The sequence below is a fragment of the Kitasatospora dryopteridis genome, assembly GCF_050749075.1.
Lineage (GTDB): Bacteria > Actinomycetota > Actinomycetes > Streptomycetales > Streptomycetaceae > Kitasatospora.
Map to the genome: position 1 here is coordinate 7,998,722 of NZ_CP192749.1, position 20,235 is coordinate 8,018,956.

The window sequence follows — 20,235 nt, forward strand, 5'->3', positions numbered from 1 at the left end:
GCAACGGCATCCCAACGTTCACCCACACGAGGATTCCCCGGACGATGAGGCGGCCCTCACATGATCCTGAACTCTGCGACGAGATACGGGAATCAACGCGAAGGCCGTAGTGATGAGTGTGGTGCAGCATGATGTCCGGCGGAAGGCGTTCGCCGAACTGTCACGCTTCCGGGCGGACTTCTACGACTGCCTGAGCGGGCGCAGGGATGCGCTGTTCGAGCTGGCCGATGCGCTGTTGTGCACCGACGGGCCGGTAAAGACGCTGGTGGGCCTGTCGCTCTCGCCTGAGCATCGGCGCGGGCACGGAGCCCTGTACGGCGCGCTGAACAAGGGGCGTCTGGATGTCGAGCGACTGCGGCGAACGCTGGCGGGCCTGCCGCTGCCTCGGGCCGCGGACGGTCGCTTGGTTCTGGCGGTGGATGTCTCGTCATGGCTGCGGCCGGACGCGGCCACCGCCCCGGACCGCTCGTTCTGCCACACGTATGGCCGGGGCAAGGACGAGCATCGGACGATTCCGGGCTGGCCGTACTCGGTCGTGGCAGCACTGGAGACCGGCCGCACCTCCTGGACCGCGATCCTGGACGCGGTTCGGCTGGAGCCGGGCGCGGTCGCCACCGTCATCGACTCGCAGTCCGTGAAGGCCGCGGAAACCGTCGGCAAGGACTCGCGCGGCTACGGCGCGGCGAAGAAGATCAACGGCCGCAACTGAAGCGCCACCTGGTCGTGGACACCAAGGGCCTGCTGCTGTTCGCCATGGTCACCCCTGCCGACATGACCGACCGCGACGTGGCGAAGGAAGTGCTGTTCCGGCTGCGGCTGATGTACCCGGAGATCACGATCGTCTGGGCCGACTCGGCCTATGCCGGACAGCTCGTGACCTGGGCGAAGAAGTACCCGAACCTCACGGTCAAGACCGTCAGCCGGCCCGAGGATGCGGTCGGGTTCCTCGTCCTGCCCCGCCGCTGGGTGGCCGAACGTCCGATCGCCTGGGTCATGCGCGCCCGCCGACACGCCCGCGACTGCGAACGCCTCGTCCAGCACTCCGAAGCGCTGATCACCCTGGCCGCGATCACGCTCATGGCCAAGCGCATCACCCGCCGGTCCCCCCGCCGAGCCGGTCAGCCGAAGTCCCGTGAAGCCCAACGGGACTGATCGCCCCGGCGGTCACCACGGTGACCGCCACCGAGACCAGCCCCGAACCACCGCACCGAACTCACTCTCCCGCATCGACCCGATGTAGTGAACCGTGGTGATGTCCGATGGATACGTGACGCCTGCCTCGAGCAGTCCTGGATAGGCTCGCGATCAACCCAAACAGGGCAAAGCATCTCAGACGCAGGCAAAGGTGTGACCATGAAGTCTCCCTCCGGCCCCCCGGAAGGGCCTGGCGACGCTGACCGGAGCGGTCAGGATCGCGGCGCGTCCGAGACGGGCGCGGCCACGCCGTCTCCCGGTCCAGCCGCCTCCCCGGGCACGGACGAGCCTTGGATCGTCCTGGCGACCGTTCCGAGCAGCGGCGTTGCCGAGCGCGCGGTCGTGCACCTGGGCCGGGCGTTTCGACTCGACGCCCGCCACGGCCGAGCCGGAGCCTTCGTCGTCACCCGCGACCGGGACAGCGGCGCGTTCCGGCTCGTCCAATCCAGGTTCGTCACGGCCAGCGGCGTGGTGGCTGCCGCGATGGGCATGTCGGTCTCCATCATGGTCGGTTTCCACGGCCTGGGCTCGGCCCTCAAGGGCGCCAGAGCGGGGGCCGGGGCGGTGCGCGCCCACGAGGCGCGTGTCGGGGCCGGGGCCGAGCGGGTTCGGGAACTGCTGGACCAGGCCGGTGGGCGCGGGGCCGGGCTGGTGATCCGCTGCCCGGATGACGCGACCGCGCAGAAGCTGGAGGCCGACGCTGCCCGCCGTGCCATCGACCACTGGCGCGGCACACGATCCGAGTTCCTCGCCGCGCTCGAACGCCTGGGCAGTGAGTACGACTGGCTACGCCCGGCTGTCGGCGGGCCCGCCCACCACAGGCGGTAACGGTGCCGGTCCGAGGCACGCGAGAGTCGGCGCCGTGAGCCCGCAGCGCGTGCTGGAGTTGGAGCGCGGTCCTCGGCGGCGGGCGATGCTGCGTGCCGCGACGTCGATCGCGCTGGCCTGGGTCGTGCTGACGGCTGTCTACTATCTCCTCCCGATCGGCAGCCACTTCGAAGGCGCCGCCGTCGTGCGCCTCGCCATCGGGGTGGTGCTGTTCGCATTGGTTCTACTGCGGCAGACCCGAAGGATCTTAAGAGCCGAGCTGCCGGGGGTGCGGGCGGTCGAGGCCTTGGCGAGCGTGATCCCGCTGTTCTTCGTCGTCTTCGCGACCACCTACCTGTCCATGGCCGTCGCCTCGCAGTCCACCTTCAGCGAGCCGCTCAACCACAGCACAGCCCTTTACTTCACCATCACCGTCTTCTCCACCGTGGGATTCGGCGACATCACACCGAAAACCGACACCGCCCGCCTGCTCGTGAGCGTTCAGATGCTTCTCGACCTCGTGGTGCTCGGCGCCGTGGTGAGGCTACTGACCCAGGCCACCAAGACCAGCCTCACCCGAGATCCGCGGGCAACCTCGGCCGGACAGTGAAGCCGCAGCGCAAGCGCACGGATCGTCGGTGCCGCGAAGCCCGCCACCGCGCTCGTCTCCCAGGCGATGACTGACGGCAGCCATAAAAGCGGCTCGCCACCAAGGTGGACGACGGAGGCGATCGCCGCCGCTTGAACGATCATCAGTGGCTCTGATCTGCGGACGTGGCTCCGTAGCCTCAGATAACCAGCCATTCCACCGCACTGGGTAGCGGGCCATCGAAGTCGACTGCTGTGCGGAAGGTTCGGCAGGGGTTCAGACGCAGGTACTGACGGATCGTGAGGTCAACTCCGGCGTGCGCCCTGCGCAGGCACCTGACGATACGTCACTTTCGCGCCCCCGTGCCGCCCGCCGATCGGGCGAAGACCGGCGGGCGGCCTCATTCACCGGTCGTGTGCGTCCGATAAACCGATGCGCAAGCCCCCCAACTCCGCCCCACCCTTCGGAGGCCACATGACCACCAATACGGACCGGCCCGTTCCCGACTTCATCGCCAAGGCCGCGGCACCCGTCCGCGACCACCTGGCCGCCGCGACCACGCTGGCGCCGTTCCTGGAGTCCGCCGGCACCCTGACCCTCGAAAGGCGCCGCCGCATCGTCGACCAGGCACTCGTCCTGCTCGAACAGAACTACGTGCACCTGCCGCTGAAGGCCGCCATGTACGCCGTGAACCCCGTGCAGCGGCTGCGCCTGCTCGGCCGGCGCCTGGAACGGCAGACCGACGCCGACATGCCGCCCGAGTGGACCTTCCACGCGGAGATGTCCGAGATCTTCCACTCCGTCCGCGACCTGCACACCAACTACCTGCTGCCCGCCCCCTTCAACGGCAAGATCGCCTTCCTGCCGTTCCTGGTCGAGAGCTTCACCGAGCAGAGCGGCGGCACGGCCACCGAGCGCTTCCTCGTCACCCGGGTCGCCCAGGGCTTCGCGCCGCCCGGATTCGGGCCCGGTACCGAGATCACCCACTGGAGCGGCATCCCGATCTCCACCGCCGTCGACCTGCACGCCGCCCGGTTCGCCGGCAGCAACACCGAGGCCCGCCGCAGCCGCGGCGTCCAGTCGCTGACCCTGCGCCCGCTGCGCATCCACCTGCCCCCGTTCGAGGAGTGGGTGACCGTCACCTACCTCGACGCCGACGGCACCCCGCGCGAACTGCGCGAGAACTGGCAGATCGTCGACAACCTGCCCCCGCTCGTCGGCACCGACGCGCTGGGCACCGCCGGGGCCGCCCAGGGCATCGACCTGGAGACGGACGAGGTCGGCCGCGCCAAGGTGCTGCTCTTCGCCCCCAGGGTGGTCGCCCAGGAGAAGGCGGTCGAGGCCGGCGAACCCGCACCCGACCTGCAGGCCGGCGAGATCCCCACCACCATGCCCAAGGTCTTCAAGGCGCGCGAGGTCACCACCGCCTCCGGCACCTTCGGCCACCTGCGGATCTTCACCTTCAACGTGAACGACCCGATCGCCTTCGTGGAGGAGTTCGTCCGCCTCCTCGGCCTGCTGCCGGAGCGCGGCCTGATCCTGGACGTCCGGGACAACGGCGGCGGCCACATCTTCGCCGCCGAGTTCGCGCTGCAGACGCTCACCCCGCGCCGGATCACCCCGGAGCCCACCCAGTTCGTCGCCACCCCGCTCAACCTGCGGATCTGCCGCCACCACCAGAACGACCCGGACATCGACCTCGGCGTCTGGGTGCCGTCCATGGAACAGGCAGTCGAGGTCGGCGCCACCTTCTCCCGCGCATTCCCGATCACCCCCGAGGACGGCGCCAACGCCATCGGGCAGCGCTACTTCGGGCCGGTCGTCCTGGTCACCAACGCCCGCTGCTACTCGGCGACCGACATCTTCACCGCGGGCTTCCAGGACCACCGGATCGGCACCGTGCTCGGCGTCGACCGCACCACCGGCGCCGGCGGGGCCAACGTGTGGACGCACGAGCTGCTCTCCGAGCTGGCTGCCGACGACCCGGCGACGCCGTACCGGCCGCTGCCCAACGGTGCGAGCATGCGCGTGGCCATCCGCCGCACCCTGCGCGTCGGCGCGCAGTCCGGCACCCCGGTGGAGGACCTCGGCGTCACCCCCGACGAACTCCACCGGATCACCCGGCGCGACCTCCTGGAGGGCAACGCCGACCTGATGGAACGCGCCGGAGAGCTCCTCAAGGCGATGATCCCGCACGCGGTGGCCATCACCGACGCCGCCACGACCGGCGGCGCGCTGCGGCTCAAGGTCAAGACCACCAACATCGACCGCCTGGACGTCTACATCGACCAGCGGCCGAAGGCCTCCGTCGACCTGCTCAACGGACACGCGGACGTGACCGTGCCGGACGCGGCCGCCGCCAACTCGGCCCGCGTCGAGGGCTACGTGGACGGCGAACTCGTCGCCAGCCGCACCGAGCAGCTCCGCTGACCCTGCCCCGACCACCCGGCGCTGTCCACCGGGCCCCCGCGGGTGCACCTCCCGAGGGGGCCCCGGTGCGCCGCGTCCCGGGCTTCGCCGGGGCATTCGGACCAACCGTGCGCGCCCTGCTTGACCGCCCGCCCCGCGCCCCGCAGAGTCGGCATGCGGCGCGTCGGCCCCGCTGCCCGAGGCCGCCCGCCCACCCGCCCGCCCCCGAGACGGCGGGCAGCCCCGACCCGGCGAGGAGCGGCTGCACCAATGGTCGTCGACCTGCTCGTGATCGGCACCGCCATCACCCTGGGACCGATCCACAACAGCGCCTTCATCCTGCTGCTCTCCGCCGAACGCGGCGTCCGCAAGGGCCTGGCGTTCCTGCTGTCCTGGCTGGCCAACCTGGTGGCGGTGATCGCCTGCGTCCTCCTGCTGACCGGCGGCACGCCCCCCGACCGCAACACCGCGCCGTCCACCGGAGTGATCGCCGCCAAGCTCGCCATCGGCCTGGCCCTCGTGCTGTACGGCGAGCGGCGCCGCCGCAGGCCGCCGCGCCCGCACGCCCCGCCGCGCTGGATGGCGATGGTGGACCGGGCCTCCGTCTGGACGGCCGCCGGACTGGCCTGGCTCCTCCAGCCGTGGGGGCTGGTCGGCGCCGGCGCGGCCTCCGCGGTCGATGCCGACCTCTCCACCCTCGGCTCCTGGCTCGCCCTCACCGGGTACTGCCTGCTGGCCACCCTCGGCCTGATCGTCATGGAGATGTACACGGTGTGGGCCCCGGCCGCCGCCAACGCCCGGCTGAACGCAATGCGGACCTGGATCGACTCCCACCAGGACCAGCTGATCATCACCATCTGCCTGCTGGCCGGCCTCTGGCTGGCCGGCCGGAGCATCTACGAGCTCGTCGCCTGACGCCCCGTCGGGCCTCTCCCGGCAACGCCGCCCCGCACCACCGGTGCCGCCGCTATCGTCTCCTCGAACAGGACGGCGACACCGGGGGCGGCACATGACACAGCGGTACGGCCCGTCGGGCGGCGGGGGCGGGTGCGCGGCCCTGCTGCTCCTTCCCGGCTGGTTCATTGCGGGGTACTTCCTGGCACTGCCGGCCGTGCTGCCGGCCGTCATGGACTCCTCCCCGGAGAAACCGCACCAGGGGCTGCACGCCTCCCAGCTCGCCGTACTGTGGGCGATCTCCGCGCTCACCGCACTGCTGCTCGCCTGGATGGCCGGCGGCCGGGGCCGGCCGAAGCCGGTCGTGCTGCTGGTGCACACCGCGGTGATCGGGGCGGCCGCCGCGGCCGCGGTCGTCGGCGCGTCCATGGCCGCCGAGCGCCTCGCCGCCGACCCGTCGCTCGGCGACGCGGCCACCAGGGACGCGGCCAGGGCGATGCTCATCGGCGTCCTCGGCACGGTCGCCGCGGGGATCGCCGCCGCCGTCGCCTTCTACGTGCTCCGCGGGTGGGGCCGGCGCACCGGCTACTTCACCGCCCCCGTCCGGCCCCGCACGACGCCTGCCGCGGGCCGCCGCCCGGCCCCGGGCGAGGTCTGGCTCGCCCACGTCCCGCTGCGGGAGGACCGCAGCCGGGTGCTGCGCCACTACTGCGTGATCCTGCAGAACCACGACGGCCATGCGTCCGTGCTGCAGATCACCAGTCAGCCGAAGGACCACCGGCGCGACCACATCCGGATCCCCAACGACGGCTGGGACCAGACGTCCGGCAAGGCCCACTGGCTGGAACTGGTGCGCCGCGAGGTCCCGTACGGGCAGTTCCGGACCGCCAGGCCGCAGGGCATGTGCCCGCCCGCCACCTGGCACGAGATCGTCCGCTCCGGCGCATAGGTGCTCCGTCAGAGGGGTGGTCACCCGGTCAGGGCGTCGGCGGCGGGATGATGCCGAGCAGGGTGCCGATGCGGCGGATCTCGTGGTCGAAGTACGCCCGGGGGTCGGTGACGATCGCCGACCGGTGGCCGAACACCTCGAAGGAGACCGCCCCGCACAGGTAGGTCCAGGCGGAGAGGCCGGCGACCACCAGGTCGGCCGGGGTCTCGCCCGGCAGGCGGGACAGCAGCGGTTCGAGCGCCGCCCGGGCGTCCTCGGGTGCGGCGGGGGCGTCGCCCGGACGGTAGGCCCCGGCCGTGGCGGCCTCGGTGAACAGTGCGCCGATCAGCAGGGGCAGCCGGGTGCCGGGCCCGGTGGTGTCCTCCGGGGCGGCGTAGCCGGGCACGGGGGAGCCGTAGATCAGGGCGTACTCGTGCGGATGTGCCACGGCCCAGTCCCGGACGGCGTGGCAGACGCCGATCCAGCGGGCGGCGGTGGACCGGTCGCGCAGAGCCTCCGCGGCGGCGTCGGCCGCGTCGCCGAGGGACTGGTAGCTGTCCGTGATGAGCGCGGTCAGCAGGGCGTCCCGTCCGGGGAAGTACCGGTAGAGCGCGGACGCGGAGACCAGGCCGATGTCCCGGGCGACCCCGCGCAGGGAGAGGCCGTCGGGGCCGTGCTCGGCGAGCTGCCGGCGGGCGGCCTCCTTGATGTCCCGGGTGAACTCGATGCGGGCGCGCTCGCGGGCGGTGAGCGGCTTCGGGGCGGCGGGCATGGCGCCCATGGTGGCAGGGGCCGAGAACAGTGGCAACAACCGAGCACGGGCATGCCGGTGGAGAACGGCGTATCCGAGCGAGAACGGTGTTCTTGACAGCGGCGCCCGTATCCGCCAGGCTCGTCATCGGGCGAGAACGGTGTTCTCCCGGAGTGGGGCCCGGCCCGCCCGCGCGTCCCGCACCGCCTGTCGTCACCCGTCTTCCACGCGTTCGGAGAGACCACCGTGAGCAAGCACCTGATCGTCGGCGCCGGCCCCGTCGGCACCGCCACCGCCCGACTGCTCGCCGAGCGCGGCGAGGACGTCACCGTGGCGACCCGGTCCGGCGCCGCGGCCGCGCCCCTGCCCGGCATCCGCCACCTCCGGCTCGACGCCACCGACGCCGCCGCCCTCACCGAGGCCGCCACCGGCGCCGCCGTGCTCTACAACTGCGCCAACCCCGCCTACCACCGCTGGGCCACCGACTGGCCGCCGCTCGCCGCCGCCCTGCTGCAGGCCGCCGAGCGCACCGGCGCCGTCCTCGCCACCGTCGGCAACCTCTACGGCTACGGCGCGGTCGACGGCCCGATGACCGAAGCCACTCCGCTCGCCCCCAACTCGGTCAAGGGCCGCGTGCGTGCCCGCATGTGGCAGGACGCGCACGCCCTCCACCAGGAGGGCCGCATCCGCGCCACCGAGATCCGCGGCTCCGACTACCTCGGCCCCGGCGCCCAGAGCATCCTCGGCGACCGGATCCTGCCCCGGCTGCTCGCCGGCCGCAGCATCCAGGTCCTCGGCAGCCCCGACACCCCCCACAGCTGGACGTACACCGTCGACGCCGCACGCCTGCTGGTCGCCGTCGGCGGCGACGAACGCGCCTGGGGCCGCCCCTGGCACGTTCCCGGCAACGCCCCGCGCACCCAGCGCCAGGTCGTCGAGGACCTCGCCCGCACCGCCGGAATCCCGACCGTCCGGGTCGCCCCGATCCCCGGCGCGGCCGTCGCCCTGCTCGGCCTGGTCAACCCGCTCCTCCGCGCCACCCGCGAGACCGTCTACCAGCTCCGGCAGCCCTTCGTCATGGACTCCACCGCCGCCCAGGAGGCCTTCGGCCTGAAGTCCACCCCCTGGGAGGAGATCCTCTCCGCCGTCGTCGACTCCTACCGGGCCCGCACCGCCTCCTGACGGCACCCGCTGCCGCCGGGGGTACCCTGCGCATGATCACCGCCGACCGCCGACCGCCACCCGAAGGGGACCCGATGCGCCTGCGCTGCGCCGTACTCGACGACTACCAGGGCATGGCGACGAGCGTCGCGGACTGGTCCCCGCTGGAGGGCCGGGTGGAGGTCGTCTGCTTCCGCGAGCACATCGCCGACGAGGACGGGCTGGCCGCCGTGCTCGCCGACTTCGACATCGTCGTGACGCTGCGCGAACGCGTCCCGTTCCCGGCGTCGCTGCTGAAGCGGCTGCCCCGGCTGCAACTGCTCGTCGCCTCCGGCATGCGCAACTCCGCCATCGACTACGCGGCGGCCGCCGAGCGCGGCGTCACGGTCTGCGGCACCCAGAGCCTCTCCACCCCGCCGGTCGAGCTCACCTGGGCACTGATCCTCGGACTTGCCCGCGGCCTCACCACCGAGGACGCCGCCCTGCGCACCGGCGGTCCCTGGCAGAGCACCCTCGGCGCGGACCTGCACGGCCGCCGCCTCGGACTGCTCGGGCTCGGCAAGATCGGCAGCCGGGTCGCCCGGGTCGGCCTGGCCTTCGGCATGGAGGTCACCGCCTGGAGCCGGAACCTGACCGCCGAGCGGGCCGCCGAGGTCGGCGTCGCCCTCGCCCCGGGCAAGGAGGAACTGCTCGCGGGCAGCGACTTCGTCTCCGTCCACCTCGCCCTCGGCGACCGCACCCGCGGACTGGTCGGCGCTCCCGAACTCGCCCTGATGAAGCCCACTGCTTACCTGGTGAACACTTCGCGGGCCGCCATCGTCGACCAGGACGCCCTGCTCGCAGCCCTCCACGAGGGGCGGATCGCCGGAGCCGGCCTGGACGTCTACGACATCGAGCCGCTCCCCGCCGACCACCCCGTCCGCTCGGCCCCGCGCCTGCTCGCCACCCCGCACCTGGGCTATGTGACCCGCGCCAACTACGAGACGTACTACGGTCAGGCCGTGGAGGACATCCGGGCCCACCTCGACGGCGCACCCGTCCGCCTGCTCGGCTGAGCGGCCCCGTGCCGCCCGGTCGACCCCTGGCGGATTTGTCAGCCGGGCCGACCGGGCACGACAGGGCACCCGGGCGCCGGCGGCGAGCCGTTCAGGGCGTCCGCGACCGACTCGAACACGGCGAAGTCGGAGCGGCGGCCCGTCTCGTCGAGGACCCGTTCCACCGCGGGGCTGACGGCGGACAGCCGGATCTCGACCCCGGCGGCGACGGCGTCCTGCCGGAGGCGCAGCAGGTGGTCGAAGCAGGAGGCGTCGCACACCAGGATCCTGGCCAGATCGAGGACGAGCAGCCGGGCGCCGGTGCGCAGTGTGATGTCGAGTCCGTCCCCGGCCTGGTGCAGGCTGTCGGCGGTCAGCGTCCCGGTGATACGGCACAGGGCCCCGTCCTCGCCCACGGCCTCGCACACGATCTCCAGCGCCGTCGGGTCCCGCGGTGGTGCGGTCGGCCGGTCGTCTGTCATCGCGTGCACCTCCCTCTGCCGTGCCTGCTCGGGTCGCAGCGCGTGTACCCGGCTCTCGGGGAAACGTGCGTGCGCAGGCCGGGAATCCTACGGGTATCCCCGGCGCATCGTGCCGAAGTGCGATGGGTATCACCTGGGCGCGATGGTCGTCGCCGAGATCAAGCGTGGCTGGTCCGGTACCGCCGCGGGTCTGTTCGGCAGGGGGCCGGGTCGTTCACCTGGTCGGCAGGCCGAGGTTCTGGAGCCGCATTTCTACCCGGGCATCGGCGTTCCCGACGGCGAGGCGTGTGTGCGCCCGCCGTAGTAGTAGTTCTCGCCCGGTCGGGAGAAGTCGGCGAGCAGGACGGCGCCGGGGCCCGCCGGGCCGGCGCGGCGAGTGCCCCGGCATCGTGTGCCGGGGTGCTCGGGTTCGGCGCGGTGCGTTCCCGCTCGGGTTCAGCTGTCCAGGCGGCGCTTGCTGAGCCAGGCGACCATCTCGGGGTCGTGGTGGTCGAAGAACAGCGTCCTGCCGGTGTCGAGAGCGGCGATGGCGGACATCTGCTCGTCGGTGAGCTCGAAGTCGAAGACGTCGATGTTCTGCGCCATCCGGTCGGGATTGACCGACTTGGGGATCGTCACGATGTGGCGCTGGATCAGCCAGCGCAGAACGACCTGGGCCACGGACTTGCCGTGCGCCTCGCCGATCTCGCTGAGGACGGAGTGGACGAACAGGTCGTTCCTGCCTTCGGCGAAGCCGCCCCACGCCTGGTGCTGCACCCCGTGCTCGCGCATGAGCCCGTGGTCGGCGGTGCGCTGGAAGAACGGGTGGGTTTCGATCTGGTTGACCGCCGGGGTGGCCTCGTTGTTGAAGATCAGGTCCAGGAGCCGGTCGGGGTAGAAGTTGGCGACGCCGATCGCCCGGGTGAGGCCTTCGCGGCTGAGTGACTCCATGGCGCGCCACTGGCCGTAGACGTCGCCATAGGGCTGGTGCATCAGGTACAGGTCGACATGGTCGAGGCCGAGCCTGGTGAGCGAGGTCTCGAAGGCGCGGCGGGTGTTGTCCTGGGCGGGGGCGTCCTGGACCCACAGTTTGGTGGTGACGAACAGCTCCTTGCGGGGGATGCCGCTGTTCTTGATGGCGCGGCCGACGGCTTCCTCGTTGCCGTAGGCGGCAGCGGTGTCCAGGAGGCGGTAGCCGACGGCGAGGGCGTCGGAGACGGCCTGCTCGGTCTTGTCGGCGGGGATCTGGTAGACGCCGAAGCCGAGGACGGGCATCTGGACGCCGTTGTTCAGGGTGACGTGCTGCACGGTGTTCTTCCTCGTCGAGTGGTCGGCGGCGTGAACGGTGGCGGGCATCGGGGCGCCTCCTCGGGCGGGCCGGTTGAACATGTCCTCCAGCCAACACCGGCAGCCGTGCCGCCGGGGCCGTGAAGCAGACCCTGACGAGGTCCCCCACACCCGTGTCCCGCAAGGCACCCGGTCGTAGGGTCGGAGCATGGACCGACGCAGCGAGATCCGCGACTTCCTCACCACCCGCCGCGCCCGCGTCACCCCCGAGCAGGCCGGCCTCACCCTCTCCCCGCTCTCCGGCGCGCGCCGCGTCCCCGGCCTGCGCCGCGAGGAGGTCGCCCAGCTCGCCGGCGTCAGCGTCCCCTACTACACCCGCCTGGAACGCGGCGACGCCCGCGGCGCGACCGACGCCGTCCTCGACGCCATCGCCCGCGCTCTCCTGCTGGACGACGCCGAACGCGCCCACCTCTTCGACCTCGTCCGCGCGGCCAACGCCGCCGCCTCGGGCACCGGCACGCCGCCCGGCCCGACCCGGCAGCCCGTCCGCCCGGGCCTGCGCAACCTCGTCGAGACGATCAGCGGCGTCCCCGCCTACATCCGCAACGCCCGCCTGGACCTTCTCGCCGGTAACACCCTCGCCCGAGCCCTGTTCGCCCCGGTCTTCGACAGCCCCGCCCGCCCCGCCAACGCCGCGCGCTTCACCTTCCTCGACCCCGCCGCCCCCGCGTTCTACCCCGACTGGGACGCCGTCGCCGACCAGAACGTCGCCACCCTGCGTGCCGAGGTGGGCCGCAACCCCTACGACAAGGCCCTGTCCGACCTGATCGGCGAACTGTCCACCCGCGGTGACACCTTCCGCCAACGTTGGGCCCGACACGACGTCCGCCACCACCGCGCCGGCGCGAAACGCATCAACCACCCCCTCGTCGGCGAACTCACCTTCACCTACGAGACCACCCGGCTCACCGCCGACGACGGCCTGTACCTCGTCCTGTGCAGCGTCCCGCCCGGTAGCCGCGACGCCGACACCCTCGACCTCCTCGCCAGCTGGAACACCCCCCACCCCGCGCAGCACACCTCCAGCACCTGACACCCAGCCCAAGATCGAATAGTTCTGGTGACAGGGAGCGGGCAGGCGTTGCCCCATGGGAACAGGTGTTCGAGAATGGGAGTGTGACCGCCGATGCCCCGTTCCCGCGTGCGGCGCGGCCCCCGACCGTGCCGGGGGACGTGGTCTTCGCGCCGAAGGGCCTGATGAACGGCCCCGGTTTGTGCCGGGACGTGGCTCCGCGCTGGCGGTGGGTGCAGATCCGGCTCGGCGGCGGCTGGCGGGCGGCGGAGCTCACCACCTGGCGCCGCCACCGCGGCAGCACCGTCTGGGTCGCCCTCGTCCGCTGGGGGAGCGGACCGTCCGACCGGGGGTGGGTGGTCTACGACCCCACCGCCCTCCAGCCCGCACCCGCACCGGGCGTCCCCTGGCCGAACGCGCCCCGCCCCGCGGCCTGACCGGACCCGCAGACATGCCCTCCGCGCCGAGCGGCGCGCCGCCGGGCACCGGTCGGGCCCGGCGGCGCCGGGGGTGTACGCGCGCAGCCGTGAGGGTGCCCTCACGTGGATGTCCCGAACTGCCGTCGTGGGGAGACCTGTTCAGCCCGCCCTGAAGGCGCGCCCCGAGTGGACCGTCGGCGGGGCGAGGCGGAGTCCGGGAGTTAGGAGAGCTGCGTTCGGGCGCGTTCGACCGCGGTGCGGGCCTCCGCCAGGCGGTCTGCTGCGTCGGACGCTTCCCGGCGGGCTTCGGCGGCTGTCCCGCGGGCCGCGGCCAGGCCCTCCTCGGCGGCCTGCAGCGCCGCGCGGGCGCGTTCGACGCGGTCGGCGGCCTGCTGCTCGGCGGCGGCCCGGCGCTCGGCGGCCTGTTCCCGGCGCTGCGCCTCCTTCTCCGCCTCCCGCTCCTCCCGCTCGGCGGCCGCGAGTGCCTTCCTCGTATCCTCGGCCGCCTGCTTCGCCGGTTTCCGTCCGTGGGCCGGCATCGGTGCACCGGCCGGCGGCAGGCCCCGGGCCGCGGTGAGGCCGTCGGCGGACACCTCCGCGCCCGCTGCGCCGCCGGACGGCAGGCCGCCGCCCTCCTCCAGCGCCGCCGTCAGCCGTCCTGTCGCGAAGGCCTCGGCCGCCTCCTCGCCGGCGAGTGCCGTCCACAGCGACTGCTCGACCTCGCGCAGCTGTGCGTCGGCGAGGCGGGCGCCGGCCTCGGCGGCGGCCTCCTGGGCCGCGGCGGTGAGCGCGGCGACCGTCCGGTGGCGCTCCGCCGACAGCTCCCGCAGTGCGGGTCCGTCGAGTTCGGCCTGGGCTCGGCGCAGCCGGCGGCCCAGCTCGAGCAGGGTGTCGACCCGGTCGGGGTGGCGGTGCACCAGCAGGTTCACCGCCCAGGCGCTCTGGGTGGGCCGGCGCAGTGCGGTGAGCCGGGCCGCGAGTGCCCGGTCGCCGGCCTTCCGGGCGTCGGCGGCGGCCTGGTTGCGGGCCCGGGTGAACTCGGCCGGGGGCAGCGCGTACAGCCCGTCTGCGACGGCGTCGAAGCCTTCCACGTGCTCTCCCTCCGGCCGGCGGGCCGTTCGGGGCCCGTACTTCCGATTCGGGCACCGCCCGGCCCGGCCCGCACCCCGGGAGACCTGCCCGCGCTGTACTTTCACAGGCAAGCTGTACAGCAAAACTGGACAGTCCGGCCTGACGGTTCTCCCGTGGGAAACATGGGGGAGACCCCGGAGCCGTTTCCGAGCCCGCCGTACGGGTGGCCCGGGACATCCTGGGTGGTGTTCGGCCGGCTGCGGCGGCGCCTGGCGGAGACGTACCACGCCGACGGGCTGACGCCCTCGCAGATGTCGGTGCTCAGCCGGCTCGACCAGGACGGCCCGGCGTGTGCGAGCAGCCTGGCGGCCGCCGAGCGGGTCCGCCCGCAGTCCATGGCCGCCACCCTCGCCACCCTCGACGAACGCGGCCTGGTCCGCCGCGGCCTCGACCCCGGCGGCGCGCCGGGAGGAGTGGCCGGCGCGCTCCCTCGGCGAGCACTTCACCGAGCCGGAGCGGCAGGCAGCCATCGACGGGCCGGCCCTGCTGGACAGGCTGTCCCGCACATGACCGCGAGTTCCGACCCGGCCGCCCGCTCCGACCCGGCCGCCCGCTCCGACCCGGCCGCCCGCTCCGACCCGGCCGCCCGCTCCGACCCGGCCGCCCGCTCCGACCCGGCCGCCCGCTCCGACCCGGCCGCCCGCTCCGACCCGGCCGCCCGCTCCGACCCGGCCGCCCGCTCCGACCCGGCCGCCGACAGTGGCGACCGCATCGGCGTGGTGTACCGCTACCGCGGGTCCACGGCAGGCGTATTCGTGATCTGGATCATCGCCGGCCCCTGACCCGGCACCACGCCAGAAGGTGGCCGGGCCCTGGCCGACCGGATCGGCGAAGTTCTCAAGTGGGCGGCCACCGCTGTCGGCACCGTCCGTGATCGGCGTGGCCGCCCCGCTCGGCAGGCTCCGCTCCCTCGCCGGCCCGACGGCCGGCACCAGGGCGTCCGCGACCGGCCGGCGCCTTGCCGGGTGAACCCCGGTCAGGGATGCGGGCCGGTGGCTGCAGGCGGTGGTGGCACATGTGGGACCTGGCTCTTTTGTGCCAGGCCGGGGCCGTTCCGGGGCTGTGTCGCGCACCTGTAGGACCGTCACATGACTCCCCCCATACCCCGCCACCGCCCCGGTCGGAGGATCCTGACCGCAGCAGTGGCCTGCACGTCGGTGGTCGTTCTCGTGGCCGGACCGGCCGACGGTGCGACGGCGCGCGGCGCGCTTCCGACGGTGTCCGCGGCGCGACCGGGCGGCGCCACCCACAGCGTCACCCTCATCACCGGCGACGTCGTCCGGGTCATGGACCTCGGACAGGGCCGGCAGGCCGTCGACGTCGCCAGACCGCCCGGCGCGCCCGGCGGCGTGCGGACCGAGAACATCGGCAAGGACCTGTACGTCCTCCCCGACGAGGCCGTGCCCTTCCTCGCCGCGGGCGCGCTCGACCGGCGGCTGTTCGACGTCACGTCACTGATCGCCCAGGGCTACGACGACGCGCACAGCGACGGCATTCCACTGATCGTCGGCTACGACGCGGCCGTCCCCCGTACTGGTGCCGCACCCGGCGCGGGGCGGGCTCCCAAGGGCTCGGCAACGGTGCGGACACTGCCCAGCATCAACGGCGCCGCTCTCAAGGTCGCCAAGAAGCACACCAGGGACACCTGGGACACGGTGGCCGCGACCGCCGGCGCGGCGGCCGTGCCGGCCTCGGCGCAGCCGGTCGCCGCCCGGCTGTCGGGCGGCGTCAACCGGATCTGGTTGGACGGCAAGGTGCAAGCCTCGCTGGCGACCAGCACCGCCCGGATCGGCGCCCCGGGGGCCTGGGCCGCAGGCCTCGACGGCAAGGGCGTCAAGGTCGCCGTGCTCGACACCGGTATCGACCGCGGCCACCCGGATCTGAACGGTCGGGTCTCACAGGCCGAGAGCTTCGTACCGGGGGAGGGCGTCGACGACGGCAACGGCCACGGTACGCACACCGCCTCCACCGTCGGCGGCAGCGGCGCAGCCTCCGACGGCCGGGAGAAGGGCGTCGCACCCGGCGCCGACCTGCTGATCGGCAAAGTACTGGGCGACGACGGCTCCGGTGACGACTCGTGGGTCATCGCAGGCATGGAGTGGGCCGCGGCCCAGCACGCCAAGGTGGTCAGCATGAGCCTCGGCGGCTCCGACCCCAGCGACGGCACGGACCCGCTGAGCCTGGCGGTCGACCGGCTCAGCGCGCAGAGCGGTGCCCTGTTCGTGGTCGCGGCCGGCAACGCCGGGCAGGAGGCGGTGATGGGCGCGCCCGGTGCCGCCGACGCGGCCCTGACCGTGGCCGCAGTCGACGACGAGGACCGGCTCGCGTCCTTCTCCACCATGGGACCGCGCCACGGCGACTACGCCCTCAAGCCGGACATCGCCGCACCCGGCGTCGACATCCTGGCGGCCAAGGCCGGCGGCACCGCCGCGGGCGGCTACTACCAGGCGATGAGCGGCACGTCGATGGCGACTCCGCACGTCGCGGGTGCGGCGGCCGTCCTGGCGCAGCAGCACCCGGACTGGACCGGCAGCCGGCTCAAGGACGCGCTGATGAGCACGTCCGCCCCGCTGGCCGGGACCACGGCCTACCAGGTCGGCGCCGGCCGGGTCGACCTGACGTCCTCGGTCGCATCCACGGTCACCGGCACCGGCTCGGTCTGGTTCGGCTTCGACGCGTGGCCGCACACCGACGAGCCGGCCGTCTCCCGCACGGTCACCTACCGGAACGACGGCGGCACGGACCTCGTGCTGCGGCTCGCCGAGAGCGCGGCCGTGGCCGGCGGCCCGTACGACGTCGACCCCGGCGCCGACGCGGGCGCCGCCGCGCCCGCCGGGATGTTCTCGCTCTCCGCCGACACGGTCACGGTGCCCGCGCACGGTACCGCGAGCGTGACCGCGACCGCCGAGCCGCGGATGGGCGCGAACGGCCGCCGCTATCTCGGCCGGGTCACCGCCACCGACGCCTCCGGCACCGTCCGGGCCCGGACGCAGCTCGGCCTGTACAAGGAGGACCAGCGCCACACCCTGCACATCTCGCTCAAGGACCGCGCCGGCCGGCCCGCCGCGGGCACCGTCGAGCTGCAGACGTTCGGCGTCCCCGACCCGTCGTTCATCGCGGTCGACGCCACCGGCCGGGCCGATGTGCGGCTGCCCGCCGGCACCTACAGCGCCGTTTGCTACCTCCGGGTGGCCGGGAGCCACGGCGCCGACTCGGTCGGCCTGGCGCTGCTGGGAGACCCGGAGATCGTCCTCGACGGCGACCGCAGTATCGACCTGGACGCCTCCCGAGCGGTCGAGGCGACCGCGCAGGTGCCGCAGGAGGCCGAGGACCGTCTGGTGTCGGCCGACTGGTACCGATCCGACGGCGCCGGCAGCACCATTGCCGGGCAGTACATCCTCTCCCCGACCGACGACAGCCTGTTCGTGCTGCCCACCCGCGCGGTGACCCGCGGCGCGTTCGAGTACGAGACCCGCTGGCGCAAGGCCGCACCGCAGCTGACCGTCAGCCGGAACGGACGGCCCGTCACGCTCCAGTACCAGGCCGGATCGGCGGTGTACGACGGCACCGCCCGGCTGGAGGCCGTCCACGCCGGCACCGGCACACCCGCCGACTACGCGCGCCACCGGGTGAAGGGCAGGATCGCGGTCGTCACGGCGTCCCCCGGGCTGACCGGCAGCCAGCGGGCGCGGGCCGCCGCGGACGCGGGCGCCGCTCTGCTGATCGTGGTCGACGACGGCCCCGGCAAGCTCTACGAGTGGGTGGGCACGGACGCCGGCACCGAGAGCGCCGTCCCCGTCGTCTCCGTCACGGCGGGGGAGGGTGCGCCCCTGCTCGCCGCCGCCGACCGCGGCGGCGCCGAGCTGGCGCTCAAGGGTGTGCGCAACTCGCCGTACGTCTACGATCTGGTGGACCCGAAGCCGGACCGGATCCCGGCGGACCTGACGTACCGGCCGAAGGCGGAGGACCTCGCCACCGTCCGGATGCGCTTCCACGGCGACACCACCTACTCCAGTGGCGAGTACCGCTGGGACTACCGCCCCTACCGGGCCTACTCGGTGGGTTTCCTGCAGCGGGTCGACATGCCCGGCACCCGTACCGACCACGTCTCCGCCCAGCCCGGCACCACATGGGCGGAGGACTCCCTCACCGGGCCGGGCCTGGTGCTCGAGTCCCGGTCCGGCATGGTGACCTACCGACCGCACACCGAGACGACCCGGGACTGGTACGCGCCGGTCGCGCACCCCCGCAACGGCAGCGGCTTCTGGTGGTCCAGCCGGCAGTCGGGCTACGTGGAGATCAACATCCAGCCGTGGACGGACAGCGGCACCGACCACGGCGGCATCATGGTGGACGACGCCAACACGGTGACGCTGAAGGCCTACCAGGACGGCGAACTCGTGAAGACCTCGGCCTGGCCGTCGCTCTACCTCGACACGGTGCCGGACCGTCCGGTGACCTACACCCTCGACCTGAAGGCCGAACGCGACCCCGCGCTCTACCGGCTCACACCCCGTACCCACTCGGTGTGGACGGTCAGGTCCGCCCCGGTGACCGATCCGTACGAGGTCGACGTGATGGCACTCCTCCAGCTGGACTACCAGCTCTCCACCGACCTGGCGGGCAACCGGCCGGGCGGGCGGCAGACGGTCGGCCTGTCGGCGAGCCACCTGCCCGGTGCCGCGGGCACCGGCGCCGTCACCGACGGTACCCTCGAGGTCTCCTACGACGACGGTGCCGCCTGGCACCCCGTCGGCCTGGAGCGCACCGCCGCCGGGCGCTGGACGGCCCGGTTCGACGCCCCCTCCCGCGGCTTCGTCTCCCTCCGCGCGACGGCCCGGGACAGCGCCGGCAACCGCGTCACCCAGGAGGTGATCAGGGCGTACGGGCTGTCCGGCCCCGTGCGCCACGGCCGCGCAGAGCCGTAGCTCCTGTCGCCCCCGGCGGGTCGGCGACCCGCCGGGGCGGCGCAGGCCCGCCGGAAGACGCGGGCCTCTGCCGCCAGGACGGCCCCGGGCGTTCCGCCTCGGGGCCGTCTGTCGTATCCTCGCGCGCCAGGACCGTGAAGTGAGGACTGCTCATGTTCGCTGCGCTCGGGCTGGACCCCGCCCAGGAGGAGGTCTACCGGCTTCTGGCGGCCCGGGTCGACCGAAGCGTCGCCGAACTCGCCGCCGACACCGGACGGACCACGGACGAGGTGGGCGGCCTGCTCGCCGCGCTCGCCGCCCGCGGACTGGCCACGGCCGCCCCGGGCGCCGAAGGCCGGGAGGCCGGCACGGTCTACACCGCCGCACCGCCGGACATCGCCCTCGGTGCGGTGCTCCGCCAGCGGCGGGACGAACTGCACGCCGCCGAGGCAGGCCTCGCCGAACTCGCCGACCAGCACCACCGGGCCGCCCGCGACCGCGCCTCCGGCGCCGTCGAGGTCCTCACCGACATCACCGCGGTGCGCCACCGCTTCGCCCAGATCCAGCACTCGGCCCGCCATCAGGTCCGCTCGATGATCGTGCCGAACCTCACCGTCGTCCCGCACCCGCAGAACGAGGCCGGCCGCGCCGGACTGCGCCGCGGAGTGCGCTACCGGGCGATCCTGCAGCGCTCGGCGCTCACCGGGCCGGGCATGGTCGCGGACGTCCTCGCCAGCCTCGCCGAGGGCGAGCAGCTCCGCGTCGCCGACCACGTCCCGGTCAAGCTCGTGATCGCCGACAGCAGCGTCGCCATGGTGCCGCTCAGCTCGGCCCGGAACACCGCCGCCGCATCCGTCCTCGTCCACGCGGGCGGCCTGCTCGACGCGCTGATCGCGTACTTCGAGACGTCCTGGCAGGCGGCCTTCCCCATCGCGGCGAACACCGTCGGCGACGGCCTCGCGGAGAGCAGGCCGGACGAGATCGACGAACTCGACTCCCGCATCCTCGCCCTGGTGCTGGCCGGTCTCACCGACCAGGCCGCCGCCGGCCAGCTCGGCATCTCCCGCCGCACCGTCCAGCGCAGGATCACCGACCTGATGGCCCGGGCCGGCGTCGAGACCCGCATCCAGCTCGGCTGGCAGGCGGCCCGCCGCGGCTGGGCGTGAACCCCGCCCGCTTCGGCCCGACGGG

General features: G+C 73.5%; 17 protein-coding genes and 1 pseudogene. 14 read left to right on the forward strand and 4 right to left on the reverse strand.

The features are described 5' to 3' along the window. Positions 1-112: 112 nt before the first annotated feature. The 7 genes and pseudogenes from ACQ614_RS36545 to ACQ614_RS36575 all read left to right on the forward strand — a co-directional run. Positions 113-640, forward strand: a pseudogene (locus tag ACQ614_RS36545) (transposase); the annotation flags it as partial. A gap of 83 nt (positions 641-723) precedes the next feature. Beyond that, entirely contained in the window at positions 724-1,152 is a 429-nt protein-coding gene (locus ACQ614_RS36550) for a transposase (protein ID WP_431683421.1), read from the forward strand. A 201-nt stretch (positions 1,153-1,353) separates the two neighbouring features. Next, entirely contained in the window at positions 1,354-2,022 is a 669-nt protein-coding gene (locus ACQ614_RS36555) for a hypothetical protein (protein WP_431683422.1), read from the forward strand. A 34-nt stretch (positions 2,023-2,056) separates the two neighbouring features. Further along, positions 2,057-2,611 (forward strand): potassium channel family protein, encoded by a 555-nt coding sequence (locus ACQ614_RS36560; protein WP_431683423.1) that lies wholly within the window; start codon positions 2,057-2,059, stop codon positions 2,609-2,611. Positions 2,612-3,064: 453 nt separating this feature from the next. Beyond that, the gene (locus ACQ614_RS36565) at positions 3,065-5,020 is read left to right on the forward strand and encodes a S41 family peptidase (RefSeq protein WP_431683424.1); all 1,956 of its coding nucleotides are present in this window, start codon (positions 3,065-3,067) and stop codon (positions 5,018-5,020) included. Positions 5,021-5,269: 249 nt separating this feature from the next. Beyond that, on the forward strand, positions 5,270-5,914 hold the full coding sequence (locus tag ACQ614_RS36570) for a GAP family protein (protein ID WP_431683425.1): 645 nt from the start codon (positions 5,270-5,272) through the stop codon (positions 5,912-5,914). 94 nt (positions 5,915-6,008) lie between these two features. Further along, the gene (locus ACQ614_RS36575) at positions 6,009-6,842 is read left to right on the forward strand and encodes a hypothetical protein (RefSeq protein WP_431683426.1); all 834 of its coding nucleotides are present in this window, start codon (positions 6,009-6,011) and stop codon (positions 6,840-6,842) included. A 28-nt stretch (positions 6,843-6,870) separates the two neighbouring features. Here the strand turns inward: ACQ614_RS36575 and ACQ614_RS36580 are convergent, their stop codons facing one another. Continuing rightward, complete coding sequence (locus tag ACQ614_RS36580) at positions 6,871-7,593, reverse strand: TetR/AcrR family transcriptional regulator (protein WP_431683427.1); 723 nt, start codon at positions 7,591-7,593, stop codon at positions 6,871-6,873. A 225-nt stretch (positions 7,594-7,818) separates the two neighbouring features. On the opposite strand from ACQ614_RS36580, the gene ACQ614_RS36585 reads away from it, so the two are divergent. Both ACQ614_RS36585 and ACQ614_RS36590 read left to right on the forward strand, forming a co-directional pair. After that, entirely contained in the window at positions 7,819-8,754 is a 936-nt protein-coding gene (locus ACQ614_RS36585) for an NAD-dependent epimerase/dehydratase family protein (RefSeq protein ID WP_431683428.1), read from the forward strand. A gap of 74 nt (positions 8,755-8,828) precedes the next feature. Then, positions 8,829-9,788: a D-2-hydroxyacid dehydrogenase family protein gene (locus ACQ614_RS36590; RefSeq protein WP_431684113.1), complete on the forward strand. Its 960-nt coding sequence runs from the start codon at positions 8,829-8,831 to the stop codon at positions 9,786-9,788. Between the two features lie 38 nt (positions 9,789-9,826). On the opposite strand, the gene ACQ614_RS36595 is transcribed toward ACQ614_RS36590, so the two are convergent. After that, complete coding sequence (locus tag ACQ614_RS36595) at positions 9,827-10,249, reverse strand: STAS domain-containing protein (RefSeq protein WP_431683429.1); 423 nt, start codon at positions 10,247-10,249, stop codon at positions 9,827-9,829. Between the two features lie 435 nt (positions 10,250-10,684). Next, complete coding sequence (locus tag ACQ614_RS36600; RefSeq protein WP_431684114.1) at positions 10,685-11,536, reverse strand: aldo/keto reductase; 852 nt, start codon at positions 11,534-11,536, stop codon at positions 10,685-10,687. 187 nt (positions 11,537-11,723) lie between these two features. Here ACQ614_RS36600 and ACQ614_RS36605 point away from each other — a divergent pair, with 187 nt between their 5' ends. Both ACQ614_RS36605 and ACQ614_RS36610 read left to right on the forward strand, forming a co-directional pair. Beyond that, positions 11,724-12,608: a helix-turn-helix domain-containing protein gene (locus tag ACQ614_RS36605; protein WP_431683430.1), complete on the forward strand. Its 885-nt coding sequence runs from the start codon at positions 11,724-11,726 to the stop codon at positions 12,606-12,608. An 83-nt stretch (positions 12,609-12,691) separates the two neighbouring features. Continuing rightward, positions 12,692-13,024, forward strand: a complete 333-nt coding sequence (locus ACQ614_RS36610) for a hypothetical protein (protein WP_431683431.1) — start codon at positions 12,692-12,694, stop codon at positions 13,022-13,024. A 203-nt stretch (positions 13,025-13,227) separates the two neighbouring features. Here the strand turns inward: ACQ614_RS36610 and ACQ614_RS36615 are convergent, their stop codons facing one another. Continuing rightward, entirely contained in the window at positions 13,228-14,097 is an 870-nt protein-coding gene (locus ACQ614_RS36615; protein ID WP_431683432.1) for a hypothetical protein, read from the reverse strand. A 162-nt stretch (positions 14,098-14,259) separates the two neighbouring features. Here ACQ614_RS36615 and ACQ614_RS36620 point away from each other — a divergent pair, with 162 nt between their 5' ends. The 3 genes from ACQ614_RS36620 (at position 14,260) to ACQ614_RS36630 (ending at position 20,210) form a co-directional block, all read left to right on the forward strand. Continuing rightward, complete coding sequence (locus tag ACQ614_RS36620; RefSeq protein WP_431683433.1) at positions 14,260-14,919, forward strand: MarR family transcriptional regulator; 660 nt, start codon at positions 14,260-14,262, stop codon at positions 14,917-14,919. Positions 14,920-15,354: 435 nt separating this feature from the next. Next, on the forward strand, positions 15,355-19,065 hold the full coding sequence (locus ACQ614_RS36625; RefSeq protein WP_431683434.1) for a S8 family serine peptidase: 3,711 nt from the start codon (positions 15,355-15,357) through the stop codon (positions 19,063-19,065). 152 nt (positions 19,066-19,217) lie between these two features. Further along, positions 19,218-20,210: a helix-turn-helix domain-containing protein gene (locus ACQ614_RS36630; protein WP_431683435.1), complete on the forward strand. Its 993-nt coding sequence runs from the start codon at positions 19,218-19,220 to the stop codon at positions 20,208-20,210. Positions 20,211-20,235: the final 25 nt, after the last annotated feature.

Coding starts and splice junctions, on each gene's coding strand:
- ACQ614_RS36620 (WP_431683433.1), top strand. CDS start 14,260: ATGGGGGAGACCCCGGAGCCGTTTCCGAGCCCGCCGTACGGGTGGCCC.
- ACQ614_RS36595 (WP_431683429.1), bottom strand. CDS start 10,249: ATGACAGACGACCGGCCGACCGCACCACCGCGGGACCCGACGGCGCTG.
- ACQ614_RS36555 (WP_431683422.1), top strand. CDS start 1,354: ATGAAGTCTCCCTCCGGCCCCCCGGAAGGGCCTGGCGACGCTGACCGG.
- ACQ614_RS36580 (WP_431683427.1), bottom strand. CDS start 7,593: ATGCCCGCCGCCCCGAAGCCGCTCACCGCCCGCGAGCGCGCCCGCATC.
- ACQ614_RS36575 (WP_431683426.1), top strand. CDS start 6,009: ATGACACAGCGGTACGGCCCGTCGGGCGGCGGGGGCGGGTGCGCGGCC.
- ACQ614_RS36630 (WP_431683435.1), top strand. CDS start 19,218: ATGTTCGCTGCGCTCGGGCTGGACCCCGCCCAGGAGGAGGTCTACCGG.
- ACQ614_RS36570 (WP_431683425.1), top strand. CDS start 5,270: ATGGTCGTCGACCTGCTCGTGATCGGCACCGCCATCACCCTGGGACCG.
- ACQ614_RS36605 (WP_431683430.1), top strand. CDS start 11,724: ATGGACCGACGCAGCGAGATCCGCGACTTCCTCACCACCCGCCGCGCC.
- ACQ614_RS36590 (WP_431684113.1), top strand. CDS start 8,829: ATGCGCCTGCGCTGCGCCGTACTCGACGACTACCAGGGCATGGCGACG.
- ACQ614_RS36565 (WP_431683424.1), top strand. CDS start 3,065: ATGACCACCAATACGGACCGGCCCGTTCCCGACTTCATCGCCAAGGCC.